The organism is uncultured Streptomyces sp. (genome assembly GCF_947488945.1).
Lineage (GTDB): Bacteria > Actinomycetota > Actinomycetes > Streptomycetales > Streptomycetaceae > Streptomyces.
Window position 1 is genome coordinate 56,439 of record NZ_CANLBS010000009.1, and the last position, 17,892, is coordinate 74,330.

15 protein-coding genes are annotated in these 17,892 nt (G+C 73.1%); 6 read left to right on the forward strand and 9 right to left on the reverse strand.

Features of this window, described 5'->3' with window-relative positions:
- Positions 1-2: 2 nt before the first annotated feature.
- From Q0994_RS16335 to Q0994_RS16375, 9 genes are all read right to left on the reverse strand, one after another.
- Positions 3-1,622 carry an NADH-quinone oxidoreductase subunit M gene (locus Q0994_RS16335; protein ID WP_299535714.1) on the reverse strand — a complete coding sequence of 540 codons (1,620 nt, stop codon included), beginning with the start codon at positions 1,620-1,622 and terminating at the stop codon, positions 3-5.
- A gap of 27 nt (positions 1,623-1,649) precedes the next feature.
- A complete protein-coding gene (locus Q0994_RS16340; protein ID WP_299535015.1) occupies positions 1,650-3,647 on the reverse strand; it encodes an NADH-quinone oxidoreductase subunit L in 1,998 nt (665 codons plus the stop codon).
- On the reverse strand, positions 3,644-4,033 hold the full coding sequence (gene nuoK, locus Q0994_RS16345) for an NADH-quinone oxidoreductase subunit NuoK (protein WP_299535018.1): 390 nt from the start codon (positions 4,031-4,033) through the stop codon (positions 3,644-3,646). Before nuoK ends, Q0994_RS16340 begins: the two co-directional genes overlap by 4 nt.
- Positions 4,033-4,788 (reverse strand): NADH-quinone oxidoreductase subunit J, encoded by a 756-nt coding sequence (locus tag Q0994_RS16350; RefSeq protein WP_299535716.1) that lies wholly within the window; start codon positions 4,786-4,788, stop codon positions 4,033-4,035. The genes nuoK and Q0994_RS16350 overlap by 1 nt, the downstream gene beginning before the upstream one ends.
- Before the next feature lie 80 nt (positions 4,789-4,868).
- Complete coding sequence (locus Q0994_RS16355) at positions 4,869-5,654, reverse strand: NADH-quinone oxidoreductase subunit I (protein WP_299535021.1); 786 nt, start codon at positions 5,652-5,654, stop codon at positions 4,869-4,871.
- The gene (locus Q0994_RS16360) at positions 5,654-6,622 is read right to left on the reverse strand and encodes a complex I subunit 1 family protein (protein ID WP_299535024.1); all 969 of its coding nucleotides are present in this window, start codon (positions 6,620-6,622) and stop codon (positions 5,654-5,656) included. Before Q0994_RS16360 ends, Q0994_RS16355 begins: the two co-directional genes overlap by 1 nt.
- Positions 6,619-8,214, reverse strand: a complete 1,596-nt coding sequence (locus Q0994_RS16365; protein ID WP_299535719.1) for an NADH-quinone oxidoreductase subunit C — start codon at positions 8,212-8,214, stop codon at positions 6,619-6,621. Before Q0994_RS16365 ends, Q0994_RS16360 begins: the two co-directional genes overlap by 4 nt.
- Before the next feature lie 140 nt (positions 8,215-8,354).
- Positions 8,355-9,083, reverse strand: coding sequence for an NADH-quinone oxidoreductase subunit B (locus tag Q0994_RS16370; protein WP_299535027.1), 729 nt, complete (start codon positions 9,081-9,083; stop codon positions 8,355-8,357).
- Entirely contained in the window at positions 9,074-9,475 is a 402-nt protein-coding gene (locus Q0994_RS16375) for an NADH-quinone oxidoreductase subunit A (protein WP_299535028.1), read from the reverse strand. Before Q0994_RS16375 ends, Q0994_RS16370 begins: the two co-directional genes overlap by 10 nt.
- A 173-nt stretch (positions 9,476-9,648) precedes the next feature.
- Here Q0994_RS16375 and Q0994_RS16380 point away from each other — a divergent pair, with 173 nt between their 5' ends.
- The 6 genes from Q0994_RS16380 to Q0994_RS16405 all read left to right on the forward strand — a co-directional run bounded on the left by Q0994_RS16380 (position 9,649) and on the right by Q0994_RS16405 (position 17,805).
- Positions 9,649-10,830, forward strand: a complete 1,182-nt coding sequence (locus tag Q0994_RS16380) for a sensor histidine kinase (RefSeq protein ID WP_299535029.1) — start codon at positions 9,649-9,651, stop codon at positions 10,828-10,830.
- A gap of 134 nt (positions 10,831-10,964) precedes the next feature.
- Positions 10,965-12,329 (forward strand): sensor histidine kinase, encoded by a 1,365-nt coding sequence (locus Q0994_RS16385; RefSeq protein WP_299535031.1) that lies wholly within the window; start codon positions 10,965-10,967, stop codon positions 12,327-12,329.
- A 221-nt stretch (positions 12,330-12,550) separates the two neighbouring features.
- Positions 12,551-13,210, forward strand: a complete 660-nt coding sequence (locus Q0994_RS16390) for a response regulator transcription factor (RefSeq protein ID WP_299535722.1) — start codon at positions 12,551-12,553, stop codon at positions 13,208-13,210.
- A 528-nt stretch (positions 13,211-13,738) separates the two neighbouring features.
- Positions 13,739-15,685: a 2-oxoacid:acceptor oxidoreductase subunit alpha gene (locus Q0994_RS16395; protein WP_299535033.1), complete on the forward strand. Its 1,947-nt coding sequence runs from the start codon at positions 13,739-13,741 to the stop codon at positions 15,683-15,685.
- Positions 15,678-16,736: a 2-oxoacid:ferredoxin oxidoreductase subunit beta gene (locus Q0994_RS16400; protein WP_299535035.1), complete on the forward strand. Its 1,059-nt coding sequence runs from the start codon at positions 15,678-15,680 to the stop codon at positions 16,734-16,736. Before Q0994_RS16395 ends, Q0994_RS16400 begins: the two co-directional genes overlap by 8 nt.
- A 202-nt stretch (positions 16,737-16,938) precedes the next feature.
- Positions 16,939-17,805, forward strand: a complete 867-nt coding sequence (locus tag Q0994_RS16405; RefSeq protein ID WP_299535037.1) for an SDR family oxidoreductase — start codon at positions 16,939-16,941, stop codon at positions 17,803-17,805.
- The last annotated feature ends 87 nt before the right edge of the window (positions 17,806-17,892 follow it).

The window sequence follows — 17,892 nt, forward strand, 5'->3', positions numbered from 1 at the left end:
GGTCACGACTTGCCTCCTGCGAGGAGCTTCTGCACGGCCGGGTCGGTGAGGCCGAGGAGGACGGCGGGCCAGAGCCCGGCGAGGACGGTGAGGGCGGCGAGCGGGGTCCAGGCGGCGAACTCGTAGCCCTGGACGTCGGGGATCGGCCGCGGGCGGGCCGCGCCGGTCGCGGGCGGTCCGCCGGCCGCCCCCGCAGGCTCGTCGCCCGCGGCCCCCAGCGACTCGGGGCCGTGGCCGCCCATGCAGACCCGGCGCACGACCAGCAGCATGTACCCGGCGGTGAGCAGGGTGCCGAACGCGGCGACCGACATGAAGGTCAGGAACGCGGGCCGGCTGAGGCCGGGCGCCGGGTCGAAGGCGCCGAACAGGGTGAGCATCTCGCCCCAGAACCCGGCGAGTCCGGGCAGCCCGAGGGAGGCGACGGCGGCGAAGGCGAGGAGGGCGCCGAGGCGGGGCGCCCGGCCGTAGAGCGCGGCCCCGGTCGCACCGGCGAGGGTGTCCAGGTCGGCCGTGCCGTGCCGGTCCTTCACGGCCCCGACCAGGAAGAACAGCAGGCCGGTGATGAGGCCGTGGGCGATGTTGGCGAAGAGCGCGCCGTTGACGCCGGTGGGGGTCATGGTGGCGATGCCGAGGAGGACGAAGCCCATGTGCCCCACGGAGGAGTACGCGATGAGGCGCTTCAGGTCGCCCTTGGCACCCGGCCGGACCAGGGCCAGGCAGGCCAGTGAGCCGTAGAGGATCCCGGCGACCGCGAGGGCGGCGAGGTACGGGGCGAAGGTGTGCATCCCCTCCGGGGCGGCCGGCAGCAGGATGCGGACGAACCCGTAGGTGCCCATCTTCAGCAGCACGCCCGCCAGCAGCACCGAGCCGACCGTCGGAGCGGCGGTGTGGGCGTCCGGGAGCCAGCTGTGCAGCGGCCACATCGGGGTCTTCACCGCGAGCCCGAGTCCGACCGCCAGAACCGCCGTGACCTGCACGGACGTGGTGAGCGACCGGCCGTTGTCAGTGGCGAGTGCCACCATGTCGAAGGTGCCGGCGTTCAGACCGATGAGCAGCAGGCCCAGCAGCATGACCACCGAGCCGAGCAGTGTGTAGAGCACGAACTTCCAGGCCGCGGCCTGCTTGCCCTCACCGCCCCAGCGGGCGATGAGGAAGTACATGGGGATCAGCACCATCTCGAACGCCAGGAAGAACAGGAGCAGGTCGAGGACGGCGAAGGACGCGAGGGTGCCGGACTCCAGGACGAGGATCAGCGCCACGAAGGCCCTCGGGGAGGGCCCGGCGGGCATCTTGAAGTAGCTGTACAGCGCGCAGAGGAAGGTCAGCAGCGCGGTCAGGACGAGGAGGGGGAGCGAGATGCCGTCGGTGCCGAGGTGGATCCGCACGTCCAGTGCCGGGATCCAGCTGATGTCGGTGGTGGCCTGCATCGTCGCGGGGTGGTCGTGGTCGAACCCGGCGGCCAGGACCAGGGCGGCCAGCAGGATCACGCCGGTGACGGTCACGCCGTGGCGGAGCACGGCCTGGTCCGGGTTCCTGCCCTTCAGTCCGGGCGGGGCCGGGAGCAGGGCCGCGACGGCGCCGAGAAGCGGGGCGACGACGAGGAACGCCAGGAGGAACTGCATCACCGATGGGCTGATATCGATCACGGCTCACGACCCGTTGACGTTGGCGAGGACGACGACGGCGATCGTCAGGACGAGCGACCCGGCCAGCAGGGCGCTGACGTAGGTCTGTGCGTTGCCGGTCTGCGCGCGGCGGACCGCGGCGCCGAGCAGAAGCGTCCCGCCGGCCGCCCCGCGTACGTAGGTGTCGACGACCTCGCGGTCCAGGAACCGCACCAGGCGGGCCGCGGCCAGGACGGGGCGGACGAACACGGCGGCGTAGAGGGCGTCCAGGTGGAAGCCGCTCGCGGCGTGGCGGTGCAGGGGGCCGAGGAGCAGCCGGCCGGGGTCGGACGGGTCGTCGGCGTCGGCGATGTCCCCGTAGACGGCGGTGTGGGCGGTCATGGCCCGTGCTTCGACGAGCGCGGGCTCGGCGTCCGGGTGCGCGACCACGGCCCCGATCGGGCGGCGGGCGGCGTGCGCGGTGGTGTGCCGCCAGGCGCCGTAGGTGACGAGGCCGCCGACGAGTCCGACGCCGGTGGAGAGCACCCCGGTGGCGAGGGTCGGGGCGAGGCTGTGGCCGTCGAACCAGTCGGTGATCGCCCCGGCGGTGAGGCCGAAGGCGAGCGTGGGGACGGCGAGCACCCACAGGACGGAGGTCATCGCGACGGGCTGTCTGCCGTGGTCGGGAGCCTCGGCGCCGCGTCCCCTGAAGGCGAGGAGCCAGAGCCGGGTGGCGTAGGCGGCGGTGAGGACGGCGGCGAGGAGGCCGGTGACGAGCACGATCCAGCCGGCGGCGGCCGGGGCGACGTCGCGGTCGCCGAGGGCGGTGTGCTCGGCGGCGACGAGCACCGCCTCCTTGGAGAAGAACCCGGCGAACGGCGGGATCGCGGCGAGCGCCAGCAGGGCGACGGTCATCGTCCAGTAGGCGTCCGGGATACGCCGGGCCAGGCCGCCCGTACGGGACATGGCGGCCAGCGAGTTGGTGCCGGCGGCGTGGATGACGACGCCGGCGGCGAGGAACAGGACCGCCTTGAAGGCGCCGTGGGACAGGAGGTGGAAGACGGCGGCCCCGCGGTCGCCGACGGCGAGCGCACCGGACATGTAGCCGAGCTGGCCGATGGTGGAGTAGGCGAGGACCCGCTTGATGTCGTCCTGGGCGAGGGCGGCGAGCCCGGAACCGATCATCGTCACCGCGGCCATCACGGCGAGCACGACGAGGGCCGCGCCGGACTCCGCGAAGACCGGGAGCAGCCGGGCCACGAAGTAGATGCCGGCGGCGACCATCGTCGCCGCGTGGATCAGCGCGGAGACGGGCGTCGGACCGGCCATGGCGTCGGGCAGCCAGGTGTGCAGCGGGAACTGGGCGGACTTGCCCGCCACCCCGGCGAGCAGCAGCAGCGCCACGACGGTGGGGTGGTCGAGGCCGCCGTCGGCGACCGCGTCGAGGATGCCGGTGATGCGGAAGGTGCCGGTGTCGGCGGCGAGCGCGAACAGGCCGATCAGGAAGGGGACGTCGCCGAGCTTGGTGACCAGGAACGCCTTGAGGGAGGCGGCGCGCGCCTCGGGCGTCTCCCAGTAGTGCCCGACGAGGAAGTACGAGCAGATGCCCATGATCTCCCAGCCGACCAGGAGCACCATCAGGTCGCCGGAGTAGACGACGAGCAGCATCGCGGAGGTGAAGAGGGAGACGAGGGCCGCGTAGGAGGGGTAGCGGGGGTCGTCGCGGAGGTAGGCGGTCGAGTAGAGCTGCACGCAGGTGGCGACCAGCCCGACGAGCACGGCGACCAGGACGGCGAAGCCGTCCAGGTGCAGGGCGAGTTCGATCGGGACGGAGCCGGTGGGCGTGAGTTCGGTGGCGGCGTCGACGGCCGGGCCACCGCCCTGCCGGGCGGCGACCACCACGGCGACCACGGCCGCGGCGAGCGTCGGCAGCACGGCGAGCGGCCGTACGAAGCCGGGAGCGGTGCGGCCCAGCAGGAGTCCGGCGACCGCGCCGAGGAACGGCAGGAGCGGTACGAGCACCGCGAGGGTCGTCGTGGTCACGCGGTGGCCTCCGCCTTCGTGGTGCCGGCGGGACGGCCGGGGTGGTCGTCCGGGCCGTCCGGCAGGTGCTCGGCGTCGTCGGTCTCGGCGGTGTCGCGGAGCCGGTCGATGTCCGAGGTGCCGCGGTTGCGGTACACGGCGAGGACGATCGCCAGACCGATGCCGATCTCGGCGGCGGCGACGGCGATGACGAACAGGGTGAGGGCCTGGCCGGAGTGGAGGGCGTCGCGGAGCCACACGTCGAAGGCGACCAGGTTGAGGTTGACGGCGTTGAGCATCAGCTCGACGGACATCAGGACCAGGATCGCGTTGCGGCGGGCGAGCACGCCGTAGAGCCCGACGCAGAAGAGGAGGGCGGCCAGCACGGCGGGATAGGCGAGGTGCATCAGCGCTTCCCCTCTTCGGCGGTTCCGTCGGTGGTCCCGTCGGGGGTCCCGTCAGTTGTCCCGTCGGAGGTCCGGTCAGCGGTCACGTCGGTGGCTCGGGACGGTTGTCCGGGCCCGGCGGCGCGCGGCCGGAGGGACCGGTCCGCGCCGGAGCCTCCGCGCCCGGAGCGGGGTCCGCCCCGCCGGGAGGCGAGCGTGGCCGGCCGGGGACCGGAGGGCTCCTCGGGGTCCTTGCGGGAGAGCACGATGGCGCCGACGAGGGCGGCGAGCAGCAGCACGGAGAGCGCCTCGAAGGGCAGCACCCAGTGCTGGAACAGGAAGGCGCCGGTGACCTCGGTGGAGCCCTGGGCGGGTCCGTCGAGGTCGATCCAGGTGGTGCGGAAGGCGTCCACGACGACCCAGACCAGGGCGGCGGCCGAGGCGAGGGCGACCCCGAGGGCGACCCACCGGTTCTCCGAGTCGGCGTCCGGGGAGCGGCCGATGGGCGCCCGCGTCAGCATCAGCCCGAAGAGGAGGAGGACGACGACGGAACCCACGTAGATCAGCACCTGGACCCAGGCGATGAACTCGGCGGTGAGCAGCAGGTACTCGACGGCCAGACCGCCGAGGGTGACGACGAGCCAGAGCGCCGCGTGTACCAGCTGCTTGGTCGTGACGGTGATGAGCGCGGCGCCGAGGGTGGCGATGCCGACCAGGACGAAGGCGATCTCGACCCCGGTCGGGGAGAGGAATCCGGGATGCGCGGCGGTGGTCACCGCGGCCGCGCCTGCCGTGGCGGGGGCGGCCGCGAGGGGGGTCGCCGCGAAGGCGGTTGCTGCGACTGCGGCTGCGGCGATCACGCCCGGCCCTCCTCGTCGGAGCGCGGGGCCTCGGCACCGGGTCCGCCGGCGTCAGGGGCCTGGCCGGGCTGATCGGCCTGCCCGGGCCGGACGGTGGGTCCGGCCTCTTCGGTCGGCTCGGCCTGCCCTGTCGCGCCTGTCGGCCCGGCCTCTTCGGTCGGCTCGGTCGGCCCGGCCTGATCGGTCGGCCCGGCCTGATCGGCCCGGCGGGCCTCGTCGGCCTGCTGGGCCTCAAGAGCCTGCTGGGCTTCGAGGGCCTGTTGGGCTTCGATCTTGTCCGCGGCCTTGCGGGCGGCGGTGATCTCCTTCGGCTCCTCCGCCCCCGGATCGAGGGCGGGCGGCTCCGGCACGGTCCACATCCACTCGCGGAGCTTGTCCCGCTCGTGGGTCAGCTCGTGGATGTCCGTCTCGGCGTACTCGAACTCCGGTGACCAGAAGAGCGCGTCGAACGGACACACCTCGATGCAGATCCCGCAGTACATGCAGAGGGAGAAGTCGATGGCGAAGCGGTCGAGGACGTTCCGGCTGCGCTCGCGGCCGCCGGGGGCGGCGGCGGACACGGTCTCCTTGTGGGAGTCGATGTAGATGCACCAGTCGGGGCACTCACGGGCGCACAGCATGCAGACCGTGCAGTTCTCCTCGAACAGACCGATGACCCCGCGGGTGCGCGGGGGCAGTTCGGGCTGCTTCTCGGGGTACTGCGCGGTGACCGTCCGCTTGGTCATGGTCCGCAGCGTGACGGCGAGGCCCTTGGCCAGGCCGGAACCAGGGATCGGGGACACTAGTTGATCGCCACCTTCACGATGCCGGTGAGCGCGATCTGCGCGAGGGCGAGCGGGATGAGCGTGGTCCAGGCGAGCTTCTGGAGCTGGTCCTCCCGCATACGCGGGTAGGTGACCCGGAGCCAGATGACGACGAACGCGAGCACCGCGGTCTTGAGGAGCGTCCAGACCCAGCCGAGTCCGTCGGCGCCGAGCGGACCGTGCCAGCCGCCGAGGAACAGGACGGTGGTCAGGCCGCACAGCACGACGATGCCCGCGTACTCGGCGAGCAGGAACAGCGCGAACCGCAGGCCGGTGTACTCGGTGTACGCGCCGAAGATGATCTCCGAGTCGGCCACCGGCATGTCGAACGGCGGCCGTTGCAGCTCCGCGAGACCCGCCACGAAGAAGACGATCGCCCCGACGATCTGCCAGGGCAGCCACCACCACGCGAAGGCGTCGAGGATGCCGGGGAGCGAGACCGTGCCGGCCGCCATGGCCACGGAGGCGGCGGCGAGCAGCATCGGAAGCTCGTAGGCGAGGAGCTGGGCGGCCGAGCGGAGGCCGCCGAGCAGCGAGAACTTGTTGGCCGAGGCCCAGCCCGCCATGAGCGAGCCGAGCACCCCGATGCCCATCACGGCGAGCACGAAGAAGATCCCCGCGTCGATGACCTGGCCGACCGCCCCGTCGCCGGGGCCGACGGGAATGGCCAGGACGACGAGCAGGTACGGGAGCAGTGCCACGGCTGGCGCGAGCTGGAAGACGCGGCGGTCGGCGTCGGCCGGGACCACGTCCTCCTTCTGCACGAACTTAACCCCGTCGGCGACGAGTTGGGCCCAGCCGTGGAACCCGCCCGCGTACATGGGGCCGAGACGCCCCTGCATGTGCGCCATCACCTTGTGCTCGGTCTGTCCCACGACGAGGGGGACGACCAGGAAGACGGCGAACACGATGATGATCCGGAGGGCGACGTCGAGTACGTCGTTCACGCGGTATCGCCTCCGGCGGGACGGTCGGGGTGGTGGGGGTCGTCGGGGGCGTCCGAGTCGTCGGGGCGGCCGACGGAGTCCGGGGCGGGACCGGGCTCGGGCGAGGCGTCGGGACCGGGCTCGGGCGCGGGACCGGGCTCGGGCGCGGGACCGGGCTCGGGACCGGGCTCCGCATCCTGCGCGGCCTCGGCTTCCCCCTCGGGCGCGGACTCGGCTCCGGGCTCAGCCTCCGGCCCGGACTCGGGCTTCGCGGCCGGCACGGGACCGGACTCGGGCTTCACGTCGGGGCCAGGCTCAGGCTCCACGCCCGGGTCCGCACCCGTGTCGCTCCCCGGCTCCGGAGTTTCGTCGAAGGCCGGCCGGGCGTGGTGCCAGGGGGCGTCCGCGCTGCGGGGGGCCCGGCGCGCGGGACGGGCAGCACCGGGCGTCGCGTCCCCGGCAGGCGTGCGCGTGGCAGGGGGAGTCGTATCGGCTTCGGCGGCACCGGTTCCGGCGGCGGACGCTCCGGACGGCGGAGCACCACCGCCCGTCGCGCCTCCGTCCGCTCCACCGGCGCCCGCCCCATCGGCGTCCGCGCCACCCGCATCCGCCCCGGTGTCCGTCGCGCCGGTCGCGGGCTGTGCGCGCTGGCTCGCCGAACCCGCCGCGACGGATCGGGACCGGCGCGGCGGCCGGGCGGCGGGGGCCGGCCCGCCGGTAGCGGACGCGTTCGGGTCCGTGGTGGCCGTACCCGTCCCGCCGGCGCCACCGCTCTCCGTACCGGGCGCGGCGGGCGTGGCCGGAGCGCCCGGAGCGGCAAGCTCACCCGGAGCACCCTCCGTACCCGGAGCGGCAGGCGCGGCAGCCTCGACGGCCGCCCCCGCTCCCGCGCCCGTCGCCGCACCGCGCTGACCGGCGGACCCCTCCGTCACGCTGCGGGCGCGGCGGACCGGCCGCTCCCCCGCCGCGCGTCCGGCGGCCCCCGCCGCGCGTCCCGCGCCGCGGGCCGGGCGGGCCGGGGCGTCCGGGAGCTGCCCCTTGAGGGGGCCCCACTCGTTCGGGTCGGGGACGCCCGGCGGCAGCATCGTGCGCCGCCTGGGTCCGCCGTGGTCGGACTCGCCGGGCTCCTTGGCCCCCGGCCACGCCTTGGCGACACGGGCCGCCAGCACGAAGTCCTTGCGCAGCGGGTGGCCCTCGAAGTTCTCCGGCAGCAGCAGCGGGACGAGGTGCGGGTGGCCGTCGAAGCCGATGCCGAACATCTCGTGGGTCTCGCGCTCGTGCCAGCCCGCGCCCGCGTACACACCGACCGCACTGGGCAGGACGGCGGCCCCGTGCGGAACGGTCGTGCGCACCATCAGCCGCCGTACGCCGCCGGGGAGGCCCGTCGCGTCGCCGAGCGCCACCACGTGGGCGCACACCCGGAAGCCGGTGCCCGGCTCGTCGACGGCGCTCAGCCAGTCGAAGTAGGTGCAGCCGAGCCGGTCGCGGGCGGTGGTCAGCGCCGCGATCCAGTCGACGGCGGGGACGTCCACGGTGAGCAGGTCGTAGGCGTACTCCGCGGAGGCGCCCTCGCCGAAGACCTCGGCGGCGCCGTCCGGCAGCAGCGCGTACAGCTCGGCCGCGGAAGCCGCGGAAGTCGCAGGAGCCGCGGGAGTCGCGGAAGCCGGGCGAGTCGCTCCGGCACCGGCCGCCCCGGCGAGCCCTTCGGCCCCACCGGTGGGCGTGTCCGGCCCGGGGACCCCGTCGTGGTCGGTCACTTCACGTCCTCCCGGCCCGCGTCGGCCTGCGCCGCCGGGTCCTGGCCCGTCGCGTCCCGGCCGGTGCCGGTCCCCGCCGGTCCCGGTTCCGCCGGGCCGGCCACCAGTCCGCTGCGGAGCGCCGCGACGGAGGGGCGGGGTGCGCCGGAGGGGCCGTAGCGGTCGGCCAGCGACTCGCGGGCGATCTTCTCCTGGAGCTTGAGGATGCCCTGGAGCAGCGCCTCGGGGCGGGGCGGGCAGCCGGGGACGTAGACGTCCACGGGGATGATCTGGTCGACGCCCTTCGTCACGGAGTACGAGTCCCAGTAGGGGCCGCCGCAGTTGGAGCAGGCGCCGAAGGAGATCACGTACTTCGGCTCGGGCATCTGCTCGTACAGACGCTTGACCGCCGGGGCCATCTTGTCGGTGACGGTGCCGGAGACGACCATCAGGTCGGCCTGCCGGGGGCCGGGGGCGAAGGGGATCACCCCCATCCGCATGAAGTCGTGGCGGGCCATGGAGGCGGCGATGAACTCGATGGCGCAGCAGGCGAGTCCGAAGTTGAAGACCCAGAGGCTGTAGCGGCGGCCCCAGTTGAGGACCACCTTCATCGGCTCCGGCGCCAGTCTGGCCAGCGTGCCGAGCCGTTTCGGCTCCTGGTACGGGACGGGGTCCGGCAGCGCCACCGGCTGCTGCGGCCCTTCGCCGGGGCGCTGTTCGGGGGTCGGCCGGCTCGTCACGCCCATGAGAGGACGCCCTTCTTCCATGCGTAGAGCAGTCCCACGGTCAGGAAACCGAGGAAGATGAACATTTCCACCAGGGTCGTCGCACCGTAGCCGGGGGCGGCGAACACGGTGGCCCACGGGAAGAGGAAGATCGAGTCCACGGCGAAGATCACGTAGAGGAACGCGTAGACGTAGTAGCGCACCTGCGTGTGGGCCCAGCCCTCCCCGACGGGGTCGACCCCGCACTCGTAGGTGAGCAGTTTCTCCGGCGTCGGCACCACGGGCCTCAGCAGCCGACCGGCGCCGAAGGCGACGGCGACGAACAGAACGCCGACCAGGGCGAGCAGTCCGACCACCGAGTAGCTGTGGAAATAGTCCGACGCGAGAACGGTCGGTTCCGGCACGTCCGCCACGTCCGTCCCTCGCTCCCTCGGTCCCGCTCGACAGTAGGTGTACGCACCGGAGTCTAGGGCCTGGTAAAGAAGTGGTAAGCAGCCGGGACGGCGTTCGCGGTGGGGTTATCCCTACTTCCGTCCACCCATGAGCCCCATGGCGTGCGCGGGACCCGGCCCGGCAGGCTGGACCCATGACCACGCATCCCTCCGCGCCGGGCGAACACCGGCTTCCGCCCGCACGCCCGGCTCTCGACCGGGCGACGTGGAAGGAGATCGCCCACCTGCTCGCCGATTTCCCGGCGGCCCTCATCGGTTTCGTCTACACCGTGGTGCTCGTCTCCGTCGGCGCGGGGCTCTCCGTCACGGTGATCGGGCTGCCGCTGCTGGCACTCGGGCTCCAGGGCGCGCGGCTGCTCGGCCGGCTGGAACGCGGGCGGGCGCGGGCGTTGCTGGGGGTGCGGATCGGCGAGCCGAGTCCGCCGGCGCGCGCCCGGCGCGGTCGGGGCTTCTTCGCCTGGCTGTGGGGCGGGCTGGCGGACCCGGTGGGCTGGCGGGCGCTGCTGTATTCGTTCGTGCGGCTGCCGTGGGGGGTGGCGGTCTTCGCGGTGACGCTGGTGAGCCTGTTCGTGCTCTGGCCGGTCCTGCCCTACCTGGCACGGCTGCTGGCCAACGCGGACCGGGCGATGGTGCGCGGGATGCTGTCGCCCTCCGACGAACTGGAGCGGCGGATCGCCGAGCTGGAGTCGGACCGCGGGGTGGTGGTGGACACCGCCGCCGCCGACCTGCGCCGCATCGAACGCGATCTGCACGACGGGGCGCAGGCCCGGCTGGTGGCCCTCGCCATGGACCTCGGCCTCGCCAAGGAGACGCTCAGCAGCGATCCGGAGGCGGCGGCCCGGATGGTGGACGAGGCGCACGGCGAGGTGAAGGTCGCCCTCCAGGAGCTGCGCGACCTGGCGCGCGGCATCCACCCGGCGGTCCTCACCGACCGCGGCCTGGACGCCGCGCTCTCCTCCATCGCCTCCCGCTGCACCGTTCCGGTCAAGGTGGCGGTGGACCTGCCGGAACGGCCGGCGGCGGCCATCGAAGGCATCGCCTACTTCACCGTCGCCGAGCTGCTCCAGAACATCAGCAAGCACAGCAGGGCCCGTATCGCCTCCGTGGACGTCCGGCGGACCGACGACCGGCTGCTGATCAGGGTCACCGACGACGGCGCCGGGGGCGCGGCGGCGGCCGAGGGCGGCGGCCTGGCCGGCCTGGAGGAGCGGCTGGGCGCGGTCGACGGGCTGCTGCTGCTCGACTCCCCGGAGGGCGGTCCGACCGCCGTCACCGCCGAACTCCCCTGGCGGGACCGCCCCGTCGACGGGCGCTGAGCACCCGTCCGGTCACCGGCGCCCGCACCGCGCCCGCCCGCACCGCACCCGCCCGCACGGCACGCATCCGCACCCGCACATCACCGGACAAGGTCTCCGGACAGCGTTTCCGGACAGAGAAGAGGACACCAGCGATGACCACGGCTTACGGACCGGGAGCGCGCTCCACGCGTGACCGGCGCACGGGGGACGCGGGCCCCTGGGACCGACCGCCCTCCCGGCACCTCCTGCCGCCGGTGCTCCGCACGCCACTGGAGGGGCGCACGTGGCGGGAGTTGCTGTTCGTGGTGCTGAGCCTGCCGGTCTCCGTGGTGATGTTCTCCTTCGCGACGACGCTGACCTCGCTGAGCGTCGGGCTCCTCATCACCTTCCTCGGGGTCCCCGTCATGGCGTTCGGGCTGGCGCTCTGCCTCGGCTTCGGCACCCTGGAGCGGGCCAGGGCCCGGGTGCTGCTGCGGCACCCGGTGGCCGCCCCCGCGCCGGTGCGCGGCAGGACCGGCGGTCCGATGTCGTGGATGGGCGCGGTGCTGAGGAGCGGCGCCTCGTGGCGGCACCTGCTCTACGCCTTCCTGCACTTCCCGTGGGCGGTGTTCACCTTCTGCGTGGTGGTGCCGGTCTGGACGTACGGCCTGGCGGCGCTGACGTACCCCGTCTGGCAGTGGATCTTCCCGGCGTACGTGGGCAGCGACGGCCTCCAGCTCTACGGGGACGCCACGCACCACGTGTACCTCGACTCGCCCCTCGAACTCGCGGTGACCAGCGGGGCCGGGCTGCTGGTGGTGCTGGCCGCGCCCTGGGTCACCCGGGGCCTGGTGACGGTGGACCGGCTGCTGGTGTCCGGGCTGCTCGGCCCCTCGCGGCTCGCGGACCGGGTCCACGAGCTGGAGTCGGACCGCGGGGTGGTGGTGGACACCGCCGCCGCCGACCTGCGCCGCATCGAACGCGATCTGCACGACGGGGCGCAGGCCCGGCTGGTGGCCCTCGCCATGGACCTCGGCCTCGCCAAGGAGAAGCTGACCGCCGACCCCGAGGCGGCGGCCCGCATGATCGACGAGGCGCACGGCGAGGTGAAGACCGCCCTCCAGGAGCTGCGCGACCTGGCGCGCGGCATCCACCCGGCCGTCCTCACCGACCGCGGCCTGGACGCCGCGCTCTCCTCCATCGCCTCCCGCTGCACCGTTCCGGTCGCCGTGGACGTCGATCTCGACGCGCGTCCGGCGGCGGCCATCGAGGGCATCGCCTACTTCACCGTCGCCGAGCTGCTCCAGAACGTCAGCAAGCACAGCAGGGCCCGTACCGCCTCCGTCGAGGTGTGGCGGACCGGTCGCCGGCTGCTGCTGCGGGTCACCGACGACGGCGCGGGCGGTGCCGACGCCGGGTCCGGCAGCGGGCTGGCGGGCCTGGCCGAGCGGCTGGACGCGGTGGACGGCGTGCTGGTGGTGGATTCCCCGCCCGGCGGCCCGACGACGGTGACCGCCGAGCTGCCCTGGCGCGACTGACCTGCCGGACGGCCGGGGCGCGGGGCGGGGCCGACGCCGTCCCGCCACGCCCCGCGCTCCGGCCGTCCGGCCGCGGACGCGGGGCCTCGCGTATCCCCGCGCCGCGGCCCCGCTTCCTGGGATGCTGGGCGTCCGGGGCCGAGCCCCGGCGCGAGGCCCCGGCAGCGGGCACGCGGAACATCAGCAGGGGGACGGACGCGGTGGAGAACGTGGAGAACAGGGTGCGGGTGGTCATCGCCGAGGATTCGGTGCTGCTCCGCGAGGGGCTGACCCGGTTGCTGACCGATCTGGGGCACGAGGTGGTGGCCGGGGTCGGCGACGCGGAGGCCCTGCTGAAGACGATCGCGGACCTCGCGGCCGAGGGGGCGCTGCCGGACGTGGTGGTGGCCGACGTGCGGATGCCGCCGACCCACACCGACGAGGGCGTCCGCGCCTCGGTCCGGCTGCGCAAGGAGTATCCGGGCATCGGGGTGCTGGTGCTGTCGCAGTACGTGGAGGAGCGGTACGCCACCGAGCTGCTGGCGGGCAGCAGCCGGGGCGTGGGCTATCTGCTGAAGGACCGCGTGGCCGACGTCCGCGAGTTCGTGGACGCGGTGGTGCGGGTGGCGGCCGGCGGCACCGCGCTCGACCCGGAGGTGGTGGCCCAGTTGCTGGGCCGGAGCCGCAAACAGGACGTGCTGGCGGGGCTCACGCCGCGTGAGCGTGAGGTCCTCGGCCTGATGGCGGAGGGCCGCACCAACTCGGCGGTGGCGAAGCAGTTGGTGGTCAGCGACGGGGCGGTGGAGAAGCACGTCAGCAACATCTTCCAGAAGCTGGGGCTGGCGCCCAGCGACGGCGACCACCGCCGGGTACTGGCCGTCCTCACCTATCTGAACACCTGACCGGGCCGCCCCCGCGATTCGGCCGGACGTTCGCCCGGTGCCGCTCACTCTCCGCACTTTCGTTCGGCTGCCTTTTCCGGGTTTACCGGGGGAAGCCATTTCCCACCTGCGGAATCACCACCGGGCCCGTGATCGAAAAAGGGCGCGCCCTTCACGCTCCGCATTCTTTGCGCGGTGCACTCTTGACGCAACGCATTCTTTTCCCGTCGAATCCCGACTGCTGATACTTCCGGCCTCCGGGCCAGGCGTCCGCCTCGCCCCCGGGAGAGGGGCGGAGGGGCGCCGGAGGGGGAAGCGGCCACCGGCGGAAGGGCGCGGCCTCCGTCGAAAGGCCGAGCCGGACGACGCCTCAGGGCCCGCGAGGAAAAGGGTGTCAACCATGCTAAAACCGGACACGAAGGCGTCTCGTAGAGGCGTCCATCATGTGATCGGTCCGCTGAAAGCGCGCCGCACCGACGTACCGTGGGCCGTGGGACCGCCGGCGGGCCGGCCGTTCCGGAGCCGCCGCCCCGAGGGAGGTCCAGTTCAGTGACCAGCCAGGTCAGTAGCCCGGCCGGACAGGCCGACGAGACTGTCGTCGGGGAGCAGCGAGCTCCCCGTCCAGGAAATACCGGCGCCACCGAGAAGGAAATCCGCAAACTCGATCGGGTGATCATCCGGTTCGCGGGAGATTCCGGTGACGGGATGCAGCTCACCGGGGACCGTTTCACCTCCGAAACGGCTTCGTTCGGCAATGACCTCTCGACGCTGCCGAACTTTCCGGCCGAGATCCGGGCGCCCGCCGGGACGCTGCCGGGAGTGTCGTCGTTCCAGCTGCATTTCGCGGACCACGACATCCTGACCCCCGGTGACGCGCCGAACGTGCTGGTCGCGATGAACCCGGCGGCGCTGAAGGCGAACATCGCGGACGTGCCGCGCGGCGCGGAAGTCATCGTCAACACCGACGAGTTCACCAAGCGCCCGATGGCGAAGGTCGGCTGGACCACCAGCCCGCTGGAGGACGGGTCGCTGGAGGCGTACAACGTCCACCGGGTGCCGCTGACGACGCTGACGATCGAGGCGCTGAAGGAGTTCGGGCTGCAGAGGAAGGAGGCCGAGCGCAGCAAGAACATGTTCGCGCTGGGACTGCTGTCCTGGATGTACCACCGTCCGACGGAGGGCACCGAGGCGTTCCTGCGGCGGAAGTTCGCGCGCAAGCCGCAGATCGCCGAGGCGAACGTCGCCGCGTTCCGGGCGGGGTGGAACTTCGGCGAGACGACCGAGGACTTCGCGGTGTCGTACGAGGTGGCGCCGGCGTCGAAGGCGTTCCCGACCGGCACGTACCGCAACATCTCGGGGAACCTGGCGCTGTCGTACGGGCTGATCGCGGCGTCCCGGCAGGCGGACCTGCCGCTGTACCTGGGCTCGTACCCGATCACTCCGGCCTCGGACATCCTGCACGAGCTGAGCCGGCACAAGAACTTCGGGGTGCGGACGTTCCAGGCGGAGGACGAGATCGCGGGGATCGGGGCGGCGCTGGGAGCGGCGTTCGGCGGTTCGCTCGCGGTGACGACGACCTCGGGGCCGGGGGTGGCGCTGAAGTCCGAGACGATCGGGCTGGCGGTGTCGCTGGAACTGCCGTTGCTGGTCGTGGACATCCAGCGCGGCGGGCCGTCGACGGGACTGCCGACCAAGACCGAGCAGGCGGACCTCCTCCAGGCGATGTTCGGACGCAACGGCGAGGCGCCGGTCCCGGTCCTCGCGCCGATGACGCCGGCCGACTGCTTCGACGCGGCGCTGGACGCCGCCCGGATCGCCCTGACCTACCGGACGCCGGTGTTCCTGCTGTCGGACGGCTATCTCGCCAACGGCTCCGAGCCCTGGCGGATCCCGGAGACGGACCTGCTGCCGGACCTGCGGGTGCCGTTCACCACCGCGCCGAACCAGACGCTGGCCGACGGCACCGAGGTGTTCTGGCCCTACCTCCGCGACCCGCAGACCCTCGCCCGCCCGTGGGCGGTGCCCGGCACGCCGGGGCTGGAACACCGCATCGGCGGGATCGAGAAGCAGGACGGCACCGGGAACATCTCCTACGACCCCGCCAACCACGAGTTCATGGTCCGCACCCGGCAGGCCAAGATCGACGGGATCGAGGTCCCCGACCTGGCCGTCGACGACCCGGCCGGGGCCCGCACCCTGGTGCTCGGCTGGGGTTCCACCTACGGGCCGATCACCGCTGCGGTCCGCCGGCTGAGGGCGGCCGGCGACACGATCGCCCAGGCCCACCTGCGCCACCTCAACCCCTTCCCGAAGAACCTCGGCGAGGTCCTCGGCCGCTACGACAAGGTCGTGGTGCCGGAGATGAACCTCGGCCAGCTCGCCCTGCTGCTGCGGGCGAAGTACCTGGTCGACGCCCGGTCCTACAACCAGGTCAACGGGATGCCGTTCAAGGCGGAACAGCTCGCCACCGCTCTGAAGGAGGCCATCGATGGCTGAGACCGACCACCTCCTGCAGCTGGTGCCGAAGGCCGCGGCGCCGCAGACCATGAAGGACTTCAAGTCCGACCAGGAAGTGCGCTGGTGCCCCGGCTGCGGCGACTACGCCGTCCTCGCCGCCGTGCAGGGCTTCATGCCCGAGCTGGGGCTCGCCAAGGAGAACATCGTCTTCGTCTCCGGCATCGGCTGCTCCTCCCGCTTCCCGTACTACATGAACACCTACGGGATGCACTCCATCCACGGCCGCGCCCCCGCCATCGCCACCGGTCTGGCCACCTCGCGCCGCGACCTGTCGGTGTGGGTGGTGACCGGTGACGGCGACGCGCTGTCCATCGGCGGCAACCACCTCATCCACGCGCTGCGCCGCAACGTCAACCTCAAGATCCTGCTGTTCAACAACCGGATCTACGGCCTGACGAAGGGTCAGTACTCCCCGACGTCCGAAGTCGGCAAGATCACCAAGTCGACGCCGATGGGCTCGCTGGACGCCCCGTTCAACCCGGTCTCGCTCGCGCTCGGCGCGGAGGCCTCGTTCGTGGCGCGGACCGTGGACTCCGACCGCAAGCACCTCACCGGCGTGCTGCGGGCTGCGGCCGACCACCAGGGCACCGCACTGGTGGAGATCTACCAGAACTGCAACATCTTCAACGACGGCGCCTTCGAGGCGCTCAAGGACAAGGAGCGCGCCCAGGACGCGGTGATCCGGCTGGAGCACGGGGAGCCGGTCCTCTTCGGCGCCGACGGCTCCAAGGGCGTCGTCCGTGACCCGGCCACCGGCGAGCTGAGCGTCGTCGCCGTCACCGAGGAGAACCGGTCCTCGGTCCTCGTCCACGACGCCCGTGCCGCCTCCCCCGCCACGGCCTTCGCGCTCTCCCGCCTCGCCGATCCCGACACCCTGCACCACACCCCCATCGGGGTCCTGCGCAGCGTGGAGCGGCCGGTCTACGACACCCTGATGTCCGACCAGCTCGACGCCGCCGTCGCCCGCGACGGCAAGGGCGACCTCGGCGCGCTCCTCGCCGGCCAGGACACCTGGACCGTCGTCGGCTGAGACCCGGAGCCCACCCGCGTACGACGGCGAAGGCCGGGGCCCGGGGCCCGATCCCACGTGGATCGGGCCCCGGGCCCCGGCCTTCCGGCTGCTCAGGACACCACCCCAGAGATAGGCGCTTTCTTTTTGAAAGCACTGTGCCTACCATGGCATCTGCGGCCGTCTGGCCCGTACGACCCCTGCGCGACCCCTTGGGAGAACCATGAGCATCGTTGTCACCGGCGCCACCGGACAGCTCGGCCGCCTCGTCGTCGAGGAACTGCTGCGGACCGTCCCGGCGGGCGAGATCGCCGCCGTCGTGCGCGACGCGGCCAAGGCGGCCCCGCTTGCCGAGCGCGGGGTGGAGCTGCGGGTGGCGGACTACGACCGCCCCGAGTCGCTCGGCGACGTGTTCCGTTCCGGCGACCGGGTGCTGCTGATCTCCGCCAACGAGGTGGGCCGGCGGCTGCCCCAGCACACCGCGGTGATCGACGCGGCGAAGGCGGCGGGCGTCGCCCAGCTCGCCTACACCGGTGTCCTCGGCGGCCCGGACGCCGACTTCGTGCTCGCGGACGAGCACAAGGCGACCGAGGCACTGATCCTCGACTCCGGCCTCCCGTACACCTTCCTGCGCAACGGCTGGTACACCGAGAACTACACCGACAACCTCGCCCCGGTGCTCGCGCACGGCGCCGTGGTGGCCAACGCGGGCGAGGGCCGGATCGCCTCCGCGACCCGCGCCGACTTCGCCGCCGCGGCGGCGGCCGTGCTGACCGGCGACGGCCACCTGAACACCGCGTACGAGCTGAGCGGCGACACCGCCTGGTCGCTGGCCGAGTACGCCGCCGAGGTCGGGCGCGCGACCGGCCGCGAGATCGTCTACACCGAGGTACCGGCCGCCGCGCACCAGGAGATCCTGGTCGGCGCCGGCCTGCCGGAAGCCTTCGCGGCGGTCCTGGTGGACGTCGACCGCGCGATCGGCCGGGGACTGCTGGCGCGGACCGACGGCGACCTGGCCAAGCTGATCGGCCGCCCGACCACGCCGCTCGCCGAGTCCGTGGCCTCGGCGGTGGCCGCGCTGCGCTCCTGACGCGCCCCGCCCACGCTCCGTCCGCCCTCGACGTGTCACGAGTGTGACCGTGAGACGGCAATGACATCGCCACCCTCCCGGCGTTAC

What these genes read in the sequence shown, in the direction of transcription:
- Q0994_RS16335 (WP_299535714.1), bottom strand. Translation starts at nt 1,622, where the DNA reads ATGCAGTTCCTCCTGGCGTTCCTCGTCGTCGCCCCGCTTCTCGGCGCC.
- nuoK (WP_299535018.1), bottom strand. Translation starts at nt 4,033, where the DNA reads ATGCACCTCGCCTATCCCGCCGTGCTGGCCGCCCTCCTCTTCTGCGTC.
- Q0994_RS16370 (WP_299535027.1), bottom strand. Translation starts at nt 9,083, where the DNA reads ATGGGCGTGACGAGCCGGCCGACCCCCGAACAGCGCCCCGGCGAAGGG.
- Q0994_RS16380 (WP_299535029.1), top strand. Translation starts at nt 9,649, where the DNA reads ATGACCACGCATCCCTCCGCGCCGGGCGAACACCGGCTTCCGCCCGCA.
- Q0994_RS16385 (WP_299535031.1), top strand. Translation starts at nt 10,965, where the DNA reads ATGACCACGGCTTACGGACCGGGAGCGCGCTCCACGCGTGACCGGCGC.
- Q0994_RS16400 (WP_299535035.1), top strand. Translation starts at nt 15,678, where the DNA reads ATGGCTGAGACCGACCACCTCCTGCAGCTGGTGCCGAAGGCCGCGGCG.
- Q0994_RS16405 (WP_299535037.1), top strand. Translation starts at nt 16,939, where the DNA reads ATGAGCATCGTTGTCACCGGCGCCACCGGACAGCTCGGCCGCCTCGTC.